The organism is Pseudoxanthomonas sp. 134C1 (assembly GCF_057773065.1).
In genome coordinates this window covers 411,948-428,012 of the sequence record NZ_JBYMTH010000001.1, presented here as the reverse complement: position 1 = coordinate 428,012, position 16,065 = coordinate 411,948, and the positions used below count along the sequence as shown (strand labels likewise).

Annotated in this window: 10 protein-coding genes; 3 read left to right on the top strand and 7 right to left on the bottom strand. The window is 65.5% G+C overall.

The features are described 5' to 3' along the window. Positions 1-58 precede the first annotated feature (58 nt). The gene (locus tag AC3DEZ_RS01905; RefSeq protein WP_488386697.1) at positions 59-1,870 is read left to right on the top strand and encodes an MFS transporter; all 1,812 of its coding nucleotides are present in this window, start codon (positions 59-61) and stop codon (positions 1,868-1,870) included. Positions 1,871-1,896: 26 nt separating this feature from the next. Here AC3DEZ_RS01905 and AC3DEZ_RS01900 read toward each other — a convergent pair whose 3' ends face one another. The 3 genes from AC3DEZ_RS01900 to AC3DEZ_RS01890 form a co-directional block, all read right to left on the bottom strand. Next, on the bottom strand, positions 1,897-2,397 hold the full coding sequence (locus tag AC3DEZ_RS01900; RefSeq protein WP_488386696.1) for a SecDF P1 head subdomain-containing protein: 501 nt from the start codon (positions 2,395-2,397) through the stop codon (positions 1,897-1,899). Between the two features lie 177 nt (positions 2,398-2,574). Then, entirely contained in the window at positions 2,575-5,097 is a 2,523-nt protein-coding gene (locus tag AC3DEZ_RS01895; RefSeq protein ID WP_488386695.1) for a glycoside hydrolase family 3 protein, read from the bottom strand. A gap of 151 nt (positions 5,098-5,248) precedes the next feature. Then, positions 5,249-8,011: a TonB-dependent receptor gene (locus AC3DEZ_RS01890; protein WP_488386694.1), complete on the bottom strand. Its 2,763-nt coding sequence runs from the start codon at positions 8,009-8,011 to the stop codon at positions 5,249-5,251. A gap of 210 nt (positions 8,012-8,221) precedes the next feature. On the opposite strand from AC3DEZ_RS01890, the gene AC3DEZ_RS01885 reads away from it, so the two are divergent. Next, positions 8,222-9,664 (top strand): glycoside hydrolase family 30 protein, encoded by a 1,443-nt coding sequence (locus AC3DEZ_RS01885; RefSeq protein WP_488387033.1) that lies wholly within the window; start codon positions 8,222-8,224, stop codon positions 9,662-9,664. Between the two features lie 73 nt (positions 9,665-9,737). Continuing rightward, the gene (locus AC3DEZ_RS01880; protein WP_488386693.1) at positions 9,738-10,751 is read left to right on the top strand and encodes a LacI family DNA-binding transcriptional regulator; all 1,014 of its coding nucleotides are present in this window, start codon (positions 9,738-9,740) and stop codon (positions 10,749-10,751) included. A gap of 70 nt (positions 10,752-10,821) precedes the next feature. Here AC3DEZ_RS01880 and AC3DEZ_RS01875 read toward each other — a convergent pair whose 3' ends face one another. The 4 genes from AC3DEZ_RS01875 to AC3DEZ_RS01860 form a co-directional block, all read right to left on the bottom strand. Then, positions 10,822-12,396, bottom strand: coding sequence for a sodium/sugar symporter (locus AC3DEZ_RS01875; protein ID WP_488386692.1), 1,575 nt, complete (start codon positions 12,394-12,396; stop codon positions 10,822-10,824). Positions 12,397-12,732: 336 nt separating this feature from the next. Beyond that, positions 12,733-13,212, bottom strand: a complete 480-nt coding sequence (locus AC3DEZ_RS01870; RefSeq protein WP_488386691.1) for a hypothetical protein — start codon at positions 13,210-13,212, stop codon at positions 12,733-12,735. Positions 13,213-13,263: 51 nt separating this feature from the next. Continuing rightward, positions 13,264-15,081 (bottom strand): hypothetical protein, encoded by a 1,818-nt coding sequence (locus AC3DEZ_RS01865; protein WP_488386690.1) that lies wholly within the window; start codon positions 15,079-15,081, stop codon positions 13,264-13,266. A 21-nt stretch (positions 15,082-15,102) separates the two neighbouring features. Beyond that, on the bottom strand, positions 15,103-16,032 hold the full coding sequence (locus AC3DEZ_RS01860) for an ABC transporter ATP-binding protein (protein WP_488386689.1): 930 nt from the start codon (positions 16,030-16,032) through the stop codon (positions 15,103-15,105). Between the last annotated feature and the right edge of the window lie 33 nt (positions 16,033-16,065).

The following is a 16,065-nucleotide window of genomic DNA, read 5'->3' as shown; positions in this document are numbered from 1 at the left end:
CTTCGCACCCGGCGCTTCCCGCGCCTTGCGCGCATGAATCGACAGGACCGGCATCCGAATGAACGATCCCTCCGCCACGCTGGCCGCGCCCACCCTCGATGCGTCCCCGCGCTGGCAGGTGCGCTACCTGCTGTTCATCGCCGGCATGGGCGGCCTGCTCTACGGCATCGACATCGGCATCATCGCCGGCGCGCTGCCGTATCTGGAAGCCACGGCCACCGTCAGCTGGCACCTCACCAGCCAGCAACTCGGCTTCGTGGTGGCGGCGGTGCTGCTGGGCAGCGTGCTCTCCTCGCTGTTCGCCGGCGCCATCGCGGATTTGATCGGCCGCCGCGGCGCGATGTTCCTGGCCGGCCTGCTGTTCACCCTCAGCATTCCGGTCATGGCGCTGGCCTCCGGCTATACGCCGCTGTTGCTCGGTCGATTGCTGCAGGGCGTGAGCGGCGGTCTGATCGGCGTGGTGGTGCCGCTGTATCTGGCCGAGGTGCTCGCGCCGGAACGACGTGGACGTGGCGCGGCGATGTTCCAGCTGCTGCTCACCATCGGGCTGGTGCTGGCGGCGGTGATCGGTCTGTACCACGCGCACGCGGTGGACGCGGCGGAAGCCTCGGTGCGGGGACTGGCCGCCGCCGAACAGCAGCGCGCGCTGTTCGCCGCGAAGGATCATGCTTGGCGGACGATTTTCTGGAGCTGCCTGCTGCCGGGCCTGGTGTTCACCGCCGGCGTGCTGTTGCTGAGCGAATCGCCACGCTGGCTGGTACGGCGCGGGCGGACCGAACGCGCGCGCGACGCATTGCGCCGCACCGTTCCGGCCGGCGAGGTGGAGACGACGCTGGCGCGGATGCAGACGCCGGAAGAGGCCGACGGACCGCGGGCGCGTGACCGCCTGCTCAGCCGCCGCTACATCTGGCCGTTCCTGTTGGCCTGCGCGGTGCTCGCCTTCACCCAGGCCACCGGCATCAACTCCGTGCTGGCCTACGCGGTCAACATCCTCAACCAGGCCGGCCTGCCCGGCGCGGTCGCCAACGGCGCCGACGTGGCGATCAAGGTACTCAATGCGGTGATGACGGTGGTGGCGCTGGTGCTGGTGGATCGCAAGGGACGCAAATTCCTGCTGATGCTGGGCAGCGGCGGCATCGCGGTGGCGCTGCTCGCCGCCGCGTTGCTGTTCGTCCGCGCCGAGCGTGGCGACCGCGATGTCTCGCCGATACTGCAATCGCAGATCGCCGGCGATGCGTTGAAACTGGAGCTGGACGCCGCGCAGTGGCGCCGCCTCGGCGTCGACGGCGCGACCGGACCGCAACAGCTGACCATCGCCTACGCCTACGGTGGCTTCAGCAACGTTCGTTCGCTGCGCAGCGACGCGCCCGGCGCGCCCGAGGTGGTCCTGCGCCGCGATCAGACCGTGCAGGCCGACAGCGTCATCGGCGCGTTCTTCCGCCGGCTGCACCTGAACCCGTTCCCGGATCCGGCCAAGGCGGCGCACGCGCCGCTGGTGATCGAACGCGCCAGCCTCGGCGCGGTGCCGTCACCGGCCCACGGCTGGGCGGTCGCCGCCTGCATCCTGGTGTTCGTCGCATTCTTCGCGGTCGGCCCCGGCGTATGCGTGTGGCTGGCGCTGTCGGAACTCATGCCCACCCGCATCCGCTCCAACGGCATGAGCATCGCCCTGCTGATCAACCAGTTCGTCTCCACCACCATCGCGGCCATCTTCCTGCCCACCGTCGGCCACTACGGCTACGCCAGCATGTTCTTCTTCTGGTCCGCCTGCACCGTGCTGTATTTCCTGGTGGCGGCGTTTCTGCTGCCCGAGACCAAGGGACGGACGCTGGAGCAGATCGAGGCGGAATTCCGGGGTGTGCGCCAGTAGGAAGCGCGGCTCACCGCCCGTCACGCTCAATGCGCGACGGGCGGCGCCTGGCCGGTGATTTCCCTGTACAGGTCGAGCGTTTCCGCGCGCCCCTCGCCGGAGAATTGCATGCTGTGGCCAAACCATCCGGCAATATTTGCGACCGTGATGACGCGGTCATCGACGGTCAGTGCGACCTGACGCCCCACCCTTGCCTTCGTGGCCTGTTCAATGCGGGGCGCGGCCTCGTCAGTGAAACGGGCGGTCAGCGCGGGCTGGCCCGATGCGTCATTGACCAGGTTGATCAAGGCGATATCGCGGGTCTGCACGAATGGCGGATCGAGCAACGCGATGGTGCCGCCTTTCCAGGGCAATGCGGTGATGCCGGCCATGTGTTCGCTCGGGGCCACTTCGCGCATCAGCACCGTGACCTGAGCGGCGGGGGGCACGCCGTCATGCTCGGTCGCCGCCGCGCTTCCTGGCTGCGAGCACCCACCCACCATCAAGCCAGCCAACGTCAGGATCGCACCGCGCATGAAGGTTCGCATCGTCATTTCCTTGTCAGTTTCATGGCGCCCGCGTAGCGACGGACCTCCGAAAGACCATGGCTCCGGGCGAAGGTTCCCATGGGGCTTCGGGGCTGGAAACGACGACGGGGCGAACCGTTGGTTCGCCCCGTCCGCTTGCGTCGGCAAAGGCGGTGGACCGCCGCCGTCTTCAGCGCATCAACCGCCCGTCTTCCCGCACTTCAACGCATCCGCATCACCCGCCGCGCCGGCCACCACCTTGATGTTGGTGAAGGCGGCCGAGAACGGGGCGTCGGCGTCGATCGCGAACGGCATGTCGATGCCGCCCAGGTTGGCGCCGCGATCGGCGAAGCAGGACAGCGGCACCTTCACGGTGTGCTTGTCGCCGGGCTTGTAGCCGGCCAGCTGCGGTGCCAGATCGATGCCGTCGCCGCAGCCCTGCGTGCAGCCGAAGCGCAACGTCACCTTGCCCTTCGGGGCTTGCGCGAGCTTGATGTCGAACAGCAGCACGCCCTTGTCCTGCGCGATCGAGGCCATGCTGGTGCCGCCAGGGCTGCGCGCATAGAAGCGCGCCGGCGCCAGCCAGGTGACTTCCTTGGCGTCCTGCTGGGTGTTGACCTGCACCGTGCGCACGCGCAGCGCCGGCTTGTCCTGCGGCCACTCGATGGTCTGGTTGAGATCGGCGCCGAGCGCGCGGTCCTGGCCCGCCGCCGACAGGCGCAGCGCGTACGGCGCGGCGTCGGCGAGGTTGAAGACCGCCACCGTGGTGGCTTCGCCGCAGGTCGCGGGCGCGGCTTCGGCCAGCTTGGCGACCGGGCCGGGCTTGGCGTAGGACAGGCCGTAGCCGAGTCCGAACTGCGCGGGCTTCTTCGGATCCGGATGGTTCGACGGCGCCGGGCACGCGTCGCCCGGCCACGGGAAGGTCAGGCGGCCGCGGAAGTCATGCGCCGGCTTGCCATCCGCCCCGGCGAACAGCACGTCGGCCACGCCCTTGCCTTCGGTACCCGGCAGCCAGGCGGCGACGAAGGCGCTCGACAGGTTGATCAGATCGTTGACGTACAGCGGACGGCCGGACAGGAACACCGTCACGACTGGCTTGCCGGTGGCGGCGGCGGACTTCAGCACCGCCAGATCCTCGGGATTGCGCTGGCTGTGGGCGACGGTCTGGTACGGCAGGATGTCGCCCATCATCTCGGCGTACGGGGTCTCGCCGATCACCGCGATGACGGTGTCGAAGCTGGCCGGATCCACGCCTTCGGCCGATTCGCGTACGGTCACGTTGGCGTCGCCCACCGCTTCGCGGATGCCGGCCAGCAGCGTGTCCGCGTTCGGATAGTCGGCATTGGTGTTGTCGGTGCCCTGCCAGGTCAGCGACCAGCCACCGGCCTGGTTCGGCACGCTGTCGGCGTTCTTGCCGATGACCAGTACGCGCTGATTGCGCTTGAGCGGCAGCGCGGTGTTCTCGTTCTTCAGCAGCACCAGCGATTCACGCACCGCCTGGCGGGCCAGTTCACGATGCTGCAGCGATTCCGGCTTGCCGGCGTGCGGGCTGTCGGATGGCTTGTGTTCGAACAGGCCGGCACGCAGCTTGACGCGCAGGATGCGGGTCACGGCGTCGTCGATGCGGGCCAGCGGAATCTCGCCGCTCTCGACCTGCTGGAGGGTGTTGGCGATGAAGGCCTTCCAGTCGTCCGGCACCATGATCATGTCCATGCCGGCATTGATCGAAGCGGCGCAGCTGGCGTTGCTGCAGCCCGGCACCTGACCGATGCCGTTCCAGTCGGACACGATGAAACCGTCGAAGCCCATCTTGTCCTTCAGCGCGCCGGTCAGCAGGTCCTTCGTGCCGTGCATCTTGCCGTAGTCCTTGCCGGCGGCGACGTCGTTCCAGCTGTTGTAGGACGCCATCACCGTCTGCACGCCGGCCTCGATGGCGCCGTAGTAGCCCTGGCCGTGGACGTTGATCATGTCGCTCAGCGGCACCGTGGAATTGCCCTGGTCCTTGCCGTTGTCGGTGGCGCCATCGCCGATGAAATGCTTGGCCGTGGCGACCACGTCGCCATCGCCCTTCAGCGTGCCCTGCATGCCCTTGACGTAGGCCGCGCCGTACTCGCGGATAAGTGCCGGCTCCGAGGAATAGCTTTCGTAGGTGCGGCCCCAACGCGCGTTCTGCGCGATCGCCACGGTCGGCGCGAACGCCCAGCCGATGCCGGTGGCGCGGGTGGATTGCGCGGTGGCCGCGCCGATCTTCTCGATCAATGCCGCGTCATGCGCCGCGCCCAGGCCGATGTTGTGCGGGAAGATGGTCGCGCCGAACACGTTGCTGTGACCATGCACGGCATCCGTGCCCCAGATGATCGGCACCGGAATCTTCGCGTCCGTCGACATCGAGGCCGCGTGGTAGGCATCGGCCAGGGCCAGCCAATCCTTCACGTCGGCATGCTTGTTCTTGGCCGGCCAGGAGCCGCCGCCATTGAGCACCGAACCGATGTAGTACTTGCGGACTTCCTCCGGCGTGATCGACTTGATCTCCGCCTGGGTCATCTGGCCGACCTTCTGGGCCAGGGTCATCGACGCCAGGATTTCCTTGATACGCGCTTCCAGGGCCGGGTCCTGCGCCACGGCGCTGGTCAGGCGGGGCCAGTCGGTCAGCTTCGCCGGCTCGGCGGGTTTCTGATCGGCGGTGGCGGGCTCCTGCTTGGCGCAGGCTGCCAGTCCCATGGCCAAGCAGATCCCGCTCAGGAGTGCGATATCGCGGATTCTCACGTCTTTACCTCCGGATGTTTCAAAGAAGAAAACGGCGGATTGCTCCGCCGTGCACAGCATCGGCAGCCGACGGCGCCCTTGCGGGACGCCGTCGGCCGGACTCGCGTCAGTTGAATTTGTAGCTCACGCCCATCAGGTACTGGCGTCCATATTCGTTGTACTCCTGCGGTGCCATTGCGCCACCGGGGAAATCACCATCCTGCACCGTGCGGTAAGGCGAGTTGTTGAGGTTGTTGACCTGGAACAACAACGACAGGCCATTGAGCGCTGATGATTCGCTGAATTCATAGCTCAACTGAAGATCGAGTTGACGTTCGCTCATCGAACGCATGATTGCGCGGTTTCCATGGATGTAAGCGTACTCACCTCGATAGGAATCGCGGTATCTCTGGCTGATTCGCGCACCGAACCCATTTTTTTCATAGTAAACGGTTGCGTTGGCGACGATTTTTGACAGGCCTGGCAACGTTGTGGTTTCCGATGTGCCGGGGCCGTTGGGTTTGATGGATGTTTCCGTGTACGAGACATTCAACTGGGCGCCAAACCCATCCAAGGCCGAATGGAACAACTCGCCTTCCAGAGCAGTACTCAGCTCCGCGCCGCGCATGTAGCCGCCTTTGCCATTGCCCCAGGTGGTGAAAACACCCACATTGGATATCGGAGTAACGCCCGAGTCATTGGGATAATCACTAAAATCCCAGCCCTGGATCGCTTGCTGATAGACGTAGCTTTCAAGATGCTTGTAGAACACGGCGAGGCCGACGTAGCTTGCTGTTCCGAAGTATTTTTCCACAGAGAGATCCCCGGCGCGGGCGCGATAAGGCTCAAGCAAGGGATTGCCGCCGCCGCCGGACCATTCTCGGGTCGTGGGATCCACACCCGCGCCACTGGCCGCATTGAGCCAGTTGATGGGTGCACGCATCAGAGTCTTGGCACCGCCAAGACGCACCATCCAGCCGCCCCCGAAGTCGGCAACCAGATTCATGCTCGGCAGCAGATCGTCGTACTCTGTTCCACGTGTGAAGCGGTCCGCATTCCCGTTTTGTACGTTGAACGCCGTGGATGACTGTTTGGATTCGATCCATTGCATGCCAAAGTTTCCGCGCAGACGGATCCGGTCGGTAAGGTCCGTGTCGATATCCATCTTCATGTAGAAGGTATCCACATCCTCTTCTACGACGAAATCCTTGCGAACGTCATCGTCGCTCATCTGTCGCGTGACATCGTAGTAGCGACCCAGCAGGGCACGTGGGTCATAGGAAAGCACACCGCCGACTCCCGAGAAACCGAGCGATGTCGGGCTTTTCAGCAGACCTGGATCGACAAGTACTGGCGCGCGTCCGTTCTTGAGATCGGCGAAGAATACTTCGGCCGTTTTTTCTTTCTCGCGGCGGTTGAAGTTTACGCCCACTTGGAACTTGCTGAAAAAGTCGGAATCAAGGTCACGGGAAAGATCGAATCTAGCCGCGCGGATGCGATCGACTTGCTTGGAATTTTCCATGCGGCCGTCATGATTCCAGCCGGCCGGATCGCTGAGATAGACGGCATTCGGATCAGCAAAATTCGGAGCGGAGAACCACGCGAAATCCGGTGTTGTCGGCAGTGAGAATCCGATGCTCTGATTGCCCAAGAGGCCTGCATAGGTCTCGAGATTCGATTGTTCCCGTTCGGCGCGCGAATAGTTGAGGTCAGCCGACAGTACCCATCCTCCAATGTTGAAGGCGTTGTTCCACCCCGCCGCCACGATCTTGTCGTCGCGCAAGTTGCTATCGTTGCGCACAACCGGACGTACGTTGTTCATGGTGCCACTGGTAACCAGGGTGTCACCACCCACCTGGCTGGTGCCCGCACCGGTGTAGTTGACGGTACCGTTATTGGCCCAAGGACTGTTGTCCCACATGACACCACGCATGGTCTCGTCCTGGTCGAACTTGGAATAGTAGACATCCAGGACGCTGTGATACGTGTCGTTTGGCTTGAACTCAAATACACCCATGACGCCATCACGGGTGAGATTGCGTGACTTGATCCAGTTCTCGGCACCGTTGAGGCCGATAGCGCCAGCGGGACGCCCAGCCTGCGCGTCAGCCGACCACCACCATGCCTTGTAGTGCTTTTCCTGGAATGGCGAGTCGAGGCGGGCGACACCGATGGCGATGCCGATCGTGTCGTTGGCGAACTGGTCGACATAAGAAGCGCTTGCGCGATAGCCCTTGTCGTCCGCACCGGCAGTCAGCTTACCGAGGGTGTTGTACTCGCCATTGGCATTGAGCACGATGCGACGCTGCCCGTAACTGAGAGGCCGGATGGCCTGCAGGTCCACGGTGCCGGCAATACCTTGCCCAATTAGGGCAGCGTCCGGTGTCTTGTAAACCGTGACCGCGTTGATCAACTCGGCGGGATATTGGTCGAACTCCACTCCGCGACTGTCGCCGGTGCTGACCTGCTCACGGCCGTTCAGCAGTGTTGAGGAGAACTGCTCGGACATGCCACGGATGTTGATGACCTGGGAACGTCCGTCCACGCGTTGCGCGGCCAGACCGGGCAGACGCGAAATGGAGTCCGCAATACTGATGTCGGGCAACTTACCGATGTCTTCGGCGGAAATGGCTTCAACGATCGAAGTGGATTCGTTCTTGACTTCGACTGCCTTGGCGATCGCAGCGCGGATACCCGTGACCTGCACAGTGCCCAAGGTACTGACATCCGGATTCTGCTGCTCCGACGTCTGGCCTTGCTGCGCCTCTTGAGCATTGGCCGCAAACGAGGAAACCAGCGCCACCGCACAGGCGGAGGCGAGCAGGTGCCTGCGGGGGGCGAAGCGACGTTGGACGCCGGCGGCGCCCGATGTGTGTGCGTGATGAGTCATGCGGCCCTCTCCAGCCTGTATTGACAGCGCTGTCATACTGTCGCTCAATGCACCTTGTCAACAACGCGTTACGCCACCTGGCGTCAATTGCCGTCATTGTTGGCGCATGGCGCGCGGCACGCGGCGGGATCGCTGCAGCGCAGCATTGAAAGTGCGCGGAACCATGGCGCTTTTTTCGCCACCGCGAACCGAGGGAGAACTCCATTGAAGATGACCATCCGGCGCAAGCCGCTTGCCTGTTCCACTTTGCTCGTGGCGATGTTCACCGGCGGCCTGGCTGCAACCGCGCAGGCTGGACCACAGGCGAAGGTCTGGGTCACCACCAGCGACCATCGTCAGGCGCTGCAGGCGCAGCCGGCCGTGACATTCGGCGATCGCTCGGCGCGCAGGCTGCACATCCAGATCGATCCGGACCGGCAGTACCAGCGCATGGTCGGCTTCGGCGCCTCGATTACCGATTCCTCCGCCTGGCTGATCCAGCACCGGATGTCGCCGGAACAGCGCGACGCGCTGCTGCGCGAACTGTTCGGGCGGGAGAACGGCGGGCTCGGCCTGAGTTTCACCCGCCTGACCATCGGCGCCTCGGACTTCTCGCGTCACCACTACAGCCTGGACGATCCGCCAGGCAACCAGCCGGACCCGGAACTGAAGCATTTCAGCATCGAGCCCAATCGCGGCGACGTGGTGCCGGTGACCCGCGCCGCGCTCGCCATCAATCCGCAGTTGCAGGTCATGGCGTCGCCCTGGAGCGCGCCGGCCTGGATGAAATCCAACAACAGCCTGATCCAGGGCACGCTGCGTCCGGAGTACTACGACGCCTTCGCCCGCTATCTGCTCAAGTTCGTGGATGCCTACGCGGCCGAGGGCATTCCGATCTTCGCGCTCACCGTCCAGAACGAACCGGATTTCGAACCCAAGGACTACCCCGGCATGCGCCTGAACGCGCCGGCGCGGGCGCGCTTCATCGGCGATCATCTGGGACCGCTGCTGGCGACCCGCAAGGACGCGCCGCAGATCTTCGACTGGGACCACAACTGGGACAAGCCGCAGGAGCCGCTCGGCGTGCTCAACGATCCGGCCGCGGGCAAGTACGTGTCGGCGATCGCCTGGCATTGCTATGGCGGCGAGGTGGAAGCGCAGACCCCGGTCCACGAAGCGTTCCCCGACAAGGACGCCTACCTGACCGAATGTTCCGGCGGCGACTGGGAACCGATCATCAGCGGTGGCCTGACCCTGCAGGCGCGCGAACAGGTCATCGGCGCGACCCGCAACTGGGCGCGCGGCGTGCTGTTCTGGAATCTCGCGCTGGACCAGGATGGCGGTCCGCACGCAGGCGGCTGCGACACCTGCCGCGGCGTGGTGACCATCGATTCGGGTACCGGCGCGGTCAGCCGCACCGACGAGTACTACGCGCTGGCGCACGCCAGCCGCTTCGTCCGTCCGGGCGCCCGCCGGATCGCCTCGGAAGGCGAGGGTGGCGACCTGGACCATGTCGCGTTCCGCAACGAGGACGATGGCTCGCTGGTGCTGGTGGTGACCAACTCCGCCCGCCGGGCCCGCCGCTTCTCGGTCGGGCAGGATGGCGAGAACTTCACCTACCGCCTGCCGGCGCGCAGCCTGGCCACGTTCGTGTGGACGCCGGAGGCGCCGTGACGCAGCGCGCAAGGCCGGCCACGCGCGCTCTGGCAGAATGACGCCCTGGAAGAGGTGAAGGAACCCCCGCGCCATGCGCATTCGGATCGAGGACGTGGCCGCCGCCGCCGGCGTTTCAATGAAGACGGTGTCGCGCGTGCTCAACCACGAGCCGAACGTGCGCGAGGAAACCCGCCGGCGGGTCGAAGAGGTGGTCGCCCGGCTGCAGTACCGCCCCAACCCGTCGGCGCGCAGCCTGGCCGGACAGCGTTCCTATGTGGTGGCGCTGGCCTACGACAACCCGTCGCGCAACTACCTGATGGAGATCCAGAGCGGCGTGCTGGAAGCCTGCCGCGCCCAGCACTACACCCTGGTGCTGGCGCCGGTGACCTTCGGCCAACGCGGCTACATGGCCGACATCACGTCGCTGGTCGAGCATTTCGGTCTGGACGGCGTGCTGCTGATTCCGCCGCTGACCGACGACAAGACCCTGCTCGCGCAGCTGGATGAGCACGAAATCCCGTTCGCCAGCATCTCTCCGCGCAGTCGCCGCGGCCGTATCGGCGTGACCGTGGACGAACATGCCGCGGTCTGCGATCTGGTGGCCGAACTGGTCGCGCTCGGCCATCGCCGCATCGGCCACATCAAGGGCCACAAGGCGCATGGCGCCTGCGCCTGGCGTTTCACCGGCTACCGCGATGCGCTGGAACGCGCCGGCATCGAATTCGATCCGGACCTGGTGGTGGGCGGCGAGTTCACCTTCGAATCCGGTGTGCACGGCGCCAACCAGTTGCTGGATCTGAAGGATCCGCCGACCGCGATCTTCGCCGCCAACGATGACACCGCCGCCGGCGTGATCCGGGTCGCGGGCCTGCGCGGCCTGAGCGTGCCGCGCGATCTCTCGGTGTGCGGTTTCGATGACACGCCGATCTCGCGCCACATCTTTCCGGCGCTGACCACGGTCCGCCAGCCGACCCGCGACATGGGCCGGATGGCGACGCTGGAACTGCTCAACAGCATCCGTGATCCCGGCGCGGGCCGGATGATCCCGATCCAGTACACCCTGGAACTGCGCGAATCCATCGCCCCGCCCCGCCGCAAGCGCTGAGACGGAGCGGAGCTCGCTCCGCAGTTTCCTTCCGCCGTATCCCCGAGCCGAGCAAGCTCGGCTCCACGGCTCACCAGAAGATCGTGTACAGGGCGAACAGGATGATGATCACGCCCACCGCGCCGATGTTGAACACTGCCGGCGTGCGGTACTCCACATCGTCGGTGCGGATGAAGTCCTTGCCCTCGGCGCGCGGGGTGGCCAGCGAGACCACCACCGCCAGCACCAGTGCGGCCAGGAACACGATGCCGACGCGGTCCATGAACGGCAACAGGTACACGCCGGTCTTCTGCGCCCAGAAGAAGGCCGCCGACAGCAGCACCGAACCCAGCGCCGCGGCCAGCGCGCCGGCCTCGTTGGCGCGCTTCCAGAACAGGCCGAGCACGAAGATCACCACGATGCCCGGGGTGAAGAAGCCGGTGAATTCCTGGATGAACTGGAAACCCTGATCGAAGCTGCCCAGCAGCGGCTTGGCGGCGAGGATGCCCAGCAGCACCGCGACGGCGGCGGCGATGCGGCCCACCTTCACTTGCTGCGCCTCGCTCGGCCGGTGCTTCGACTTGGCATAGAAATCGAGGGTGAAGATGGTCGCCACCGAATTGATCTTGGACGCCAGCGAGGCGACGATCGCGGCCACCAGCGCGGCGAACACGAGGCCGAGGATGCCGGTCGGCAGCAGGCGCATCATGGTCGGATAGGCCTGATCGGGCTTCTCCAGTCCCGGTGCCAGCATCACCGCGGCGATGCCCGGCAGCACCACGATCACCGGCATCAGCAGTTTGAGGAACGCCGCGAACAACATGCCCTTCTGCGCCTCGCCGATGCTCTTGGCGGCCAGTGCGCGCTGGATGATGTACTGATTGAAGCCCCAGTAGCTGAAATGCATGACCCACATGCCGCCGAGCAGGACGCTGAGACCCGGCAGATCCTTGTAGAAGGGATTGTCCTTGCTGAGGATCATTTCGAAGTGTTCGGGGTGCTGCGACCACAGCTTCTGGAAGCCGGCGATGACGCCGGCGCCATCGCCAAGCTGATTGAGGGTCAGGCCCGCGACCAGCAGGCCGCCCAGCACCAGCAGCGACACCTGCACGATATCGGTCAGCGCCACCGCCTTCAGGCCGCCGTACAACTGGTAGACCAGCGCGAACACGCCCAGCAGGGTCAGCGCCAGCATCTGATCCATGCCGGTCACCTGGCTCACCGCGATCGAACCGAGCCACATGATCGAGGTCAGGTTGACGAACACGTACAGCAGCAACCAGAACACCGCCATCACGGTGCGGATGCGGGTGCCGTAACGCTGTTCGAGGAACTGCGGCATGGTGTAGATGCCGTTGCGCAGGAACACCGGCAGGAAGAACTTGCCGACGATCAGCAGCGCCAGCGCCGCCGTCCACTCATAGGATGCGATGGCCAGGCCGATGGCGTAGCCGGAACCGGACATGCCGATGATCTGCTCGGCCGAGATGTTGGCCGCGATCAACGATGCGCCAATCGCCCACCATGGCAGCGACTTGCTGGCCAGGAAGTAGTCCTTGGCATCCTTCTGGTGACCGCCCTTTTCGCGCGATACCCACTGCGCCAGGATGAAGATGCCGGCCAGATAGACCAGGACGATACCGATATCGAGTGTGGACAGTTCCACTACGGGCTCCCGTGGTAATGGATGGCGCATCGTGGCACGGCGGGATCCCGGGAGCGTGGTTGCCGCGTGATGCGGACCGGCCGTCCCCGGAATCCACCCCGGGCACGACAGGCGGAATCGCGGCGTCGCCCGGCGGAAAACCGGCCGGAGATGACAGCGCTGTCAGCTTACGCAACGATGTCACGTTTGCATCGTGCGATGCACCAATCGTTTGATTGGTATCTCTTTGGTGGTGAAGCACGCCGGTTTAGATCGGTATAAACCTGCCGCGCGATGCGCCTGGCGGGATTCGCGCGGGAAGCGATGCGCGAAGACGCACGCACGGAGTTGATTCGTTTACTCGTAGGCCGTCGCGCAGGCCATGACGTGGTTGTAGTCGCTGGACATGCAGCGATAGAACTCGCGCCGCGCGCCGGTCGCGCCCTCGCAATCGACAAGGGTCAACCGTTCCCGCTGCGCGTTGAGTGGCGCCGCCATGCGGTCATGATCGGCGCGCCCCAGGTAGCCGCCGTCGAGATTGCGCTGGCCGACCTCCAGCATGGTGTCCACGCCCGGGCGCGCGTTCTCCACCGCCCTGTCGCAGGACAGTTCCGCGTCGGCATCCCGCACCTTGAGCAGTTGCCGGGCGATCTCCTCCACGTCCTCCCGCACCTGCGGAGGCAGGGCGCGCACGGCATCGTCCTCGCGCTTCGGCGATGCCATCGTGGGCAAACCCGCGCTGATCAACAACGCCAGCACGCCTGTCCATGCCACGCATCGCTGTCCGATCTGCTCCATCGCGTCCTCTCCCGCGGGCGGCGGCGATGACAAATTCATCGGCGATTTCCTGTATCCGGCCGTCGAAACGGCCGGGTGACAGCTACGGGCTCAGGCCAGCGCGGGCTGCGCCGCCGGGTACGGTTGCAGGATTTCGCGGCGCGGATGGATCAATCGCAGGCTCATCAGTGCCGGCAGGCTGAGCACGCCGCAGGCCACGATCCAGGCGATCCGCGCGGGCGTGGACAGATCGGTCTTCCGTGTCCACCACACCGCGCCCAGCAACGACAGCAGCATGAGCACGCCGGCGATGATCACCACCTGGCGGGGCACCGGTGGCCGCGCGGTGTCATCGGTGATCCGATAACCCGCGAACAGGCGGCGGGCGGCACGCTGCAATTCGTAAATCACCGGCGCGGGGAACCAGTTCTGGTGGCGCCACAACGCGGGGAAACCGCTCTTGAGATCCCGCCGCATGATCGCCGTGGTCTTGCCCTGGTCATCGACCCGCATCATCTGCTGATACGGCGGCGCGCCTTCGGCGTTGTGGGCGCTGCGACTGAACAGGAACGACACCAGGTAACCATCCAGCAGTTCGAGCGCGTCCGCACGATACAGGTCGCCGACCTTGCCCGGGATGGCCAGGCGCTGGCGTGGCGTGAGCATGCCGTCACCGGCCGCGAGACCGCGACCGTCATAGAAGTACACGGCGCGGTCGCTGAGCAGGGCCAGGTCGTCACCGACCCGGTCGTAACCGGTGATCCGCTCTCCCGCCGGCAGGCGCAGGCGCGGTACCACCCGCTTCTGATCACTGTCGTACTGATAGACGCGGGTGGTGCCGATCAGGCTGTTCTCCGGACCGGGCATCACCGGCTCCGGGAAAGGCGCGTCGCCTTCCACGCCCAACTCGCCGGCGCCGCGGTAGTCCACCAGGCTGTAGCCCTCCAGGCGCATGCGATCGTGACTGAATACCCAGCGGATGCGATGTTGCTCGTCGTCGAACTCCATCGGCACGATGTTGGCCAGTTCGTTGCGCACCGGTGTCGCGCGCAGGCCCGGACCGAACGAGAAGACTTCCGAGATCCGCGCCTGTTCCCGCCACAGCGGCGCCTGCGGGTCACGGCTGCCGCGCAGGCCCATCACCATGAGGTCCTTGCCCTCGGCATTCTCGGACTCCTTCTCGCCACCGGCCATCGGAACCGGTGCGTTGTTCGGATGTGAGCCCTGCGCGATCCACAGGAACTCGACGCCGAAGCCGACCATCACCAGCGCCAGCCACATCGCCAGCTGCAATGGAACCGCGGTGAAGAAGGTACGCGGCAGAGTGCGCGGCGCGGTTTCCAGATCCGGCTTGAAGGCGACCCACACCATTCCCGCCAGCATCGCCAGGGTGATCAGCTGGACGGCGATGGCGCCCTGGCCGTTGGCCTGGCTGAACATCAGCCAGGACAGCAGCGCGATGCCGCTGTAGCCGTAGCGCCGATTGGCCAGCATCGCGTAGGCGCCGGCCAGGTAGGCGCACACCGCGATCAACCATGCCGACACCCCCAGCAGCAGGTGACGATGATCCACCACCCGCGCGGTCATGGACTCCTGCCAGCCGGCCAACAGCCACAGCGGCAACAGGATCGCCACTGCCAATTGCAGTGTGCCCGCGCCCACCAGCACCGCCGCCAGCTTGCCGTGCGGGATCGGCCGGTGCAGCAGGTTCAGCCAGGTACCGGGCTTGCGGTAGCCGCCCATCTGGTACAGCCCCAGCAGCACGCCGGTGACGGCGTAGACGCCGGCCAGCACTTCGTAGACCAGTCGTGGTTGCTGGGCCAGGTCGACCACCCGGGTCATGAACCCGAGGATCACCAGTTGCAGCACCGCGTAGGCGATCGCCCAGATGCGGAAGCGCTGTATTTCAGCCTTGAACATGTCCCACATGATCGTGTCCTCTCGGTGCCCTCAGTGCTGCCGTTGCGGTTGCGCCGGCGCGGCGTGGTTCTTGGCCAGCAAGCCGTTGACGGCGCGATCCAGGCTGACCGGCATGCTCTGGATCGAGCGCGCGCCGCTGGCGCGGAGGAATTCGGCGAAGTCCTCGTCCTGGTCCAGCACCAGATAGTGATGCAGGCCATCCAGCCGCTGCAGTTGCAGCAGGCCGGGAACGGTCGCCGGATCCGGTCCCTTGAACGGGATGTCCGCCACCCAGTGGGTGACCCGCGCAGAGAACTCCTCCGGCGCCGACATGTTCTTCAGCTGGCCGTGTTCCAGGATGATCAGGTTGTCGGCGATGCGCTCGATTTCCTCCATCTGGTGCGAGCAGTAGATCACCGTGCATTGCTGGCCCGCGTTGGAATACATCAGCGATTCCAGGAATGCGCGCTTGGCCACCACGTCCAGGCCCAGCGTGGGCTCGTCGAGCACCAGCAGCTCCGGGCCCTGCGCCAGCGCCAGCGCGAGGTTCAGCCCGGCGCGTTCGCCACGCGACAGCTGGCTGATCTTCTGTTCCGGCAGCACGTTGTAATGGCCGAGCACCTCGTCGTAGGCACGCTGGTTCCAGCGCGGGTACTGGCGCCGCTGCATCGCGGTCACCGCCGTGACCTTCATCCAGCCCGGCAACGCGTGTTCCTCGTTGACGAAGCCGATGCGCGCGCGGTCTTCCGGCCGCAGGTGCTGGCTGTCGCGGCCAAGGATGCGCGCCTGGCCCATCGTCGGCGGCAGGAAGCCGAGCAGGATCCGGAACAGGGTGGATTTGCCGGCGCCGTTGGCGCCGACGATGGCGTGGATGCGGCCACGCGGGATGCGCAGGTCCAGGTGATCCAGCGCCAGCTTGCGCCCGTAGCGCTTGCTGAGCGCCATGGTTTCGATCACGTGGTCGGAATCGGGAGTGCTCATGGTCGTCCCAGGTTCGGGTGACGGAATGCGAAG

What these genes read in the sequence shown, in the direction of transcription:
- AC3DEZ_RS01895 (WP_488386695.1), bottom strand. Translation starts at nt 5,097, where the DNA reads ATGGGACTGGCAGCCTGCGCCAAGCAGGAGCCCGCCACCGCCGATCAG.
- AC3DEZ_RS01865 (WP_488386690.1), bottom strand. Translation starts at nt 15,081, where the DNA reads ATGTGGGACATGTTCAAGGCTGAAATACAGCGCTTCCGCATCTGGGCG.
- AC3DEZ_RS01900 (WP_488386696.1), bottom strand. Translation starts at nt 2,397, where the DNA reads ATGCGAACCTTCATGCGCGGTGCGATCCTGACGTTGGCTGGCTTGATG.
- AC3DEZ_RS01870 (WP_488386691.1), bottom strand. Translation starts at nt 13,212, where the DNA reads ATGAATTTGTCATCGCCGCCGCCCGCGGGAGAGGACGCGATGGAGCAG.
- AC3DEZ_RS01860 (WP_488386689.1), bottom strand. Translation starts at nt 16,032, where the DNA reads ATGAGCACTCCCGATTCCGACCACGTGATCGAAACCATGGCGCTCAGC.
- AC3DEZ_RS01880 (WP_488386693.1), top strand. Translation starts at nt 9,738, where the DNA reads ATGCGCATTCGGATCGAGGACGTGGCCGCCGCCGCCGGCGTTTCAATG.
- AC3DEZ_RS01890 (WP_488386694.1), bottom strand. Translation starts at nt 8,011, where the DNA reads ATGACTCATCACGCACACACATCGGGCGCCGCCGGCGTCCAACGTCGC.
- AC3DEZ_RS01905 (WP_488386697.1), top strand. Translation starts at nt 59, where the DNA reads ATGAACGATCCCTCCGCCACGCTGGCCGCGCCCACCCTCGATGCGTCC.
- AC3DEZ_RS01885 (WP_488387033.1), top strand. Translation starts at nt 8,222, where the DNA reads ATGACCATCCGGCGCAAGCCGCTTGCCTGTTCCACTTTGCTCGTGGCG.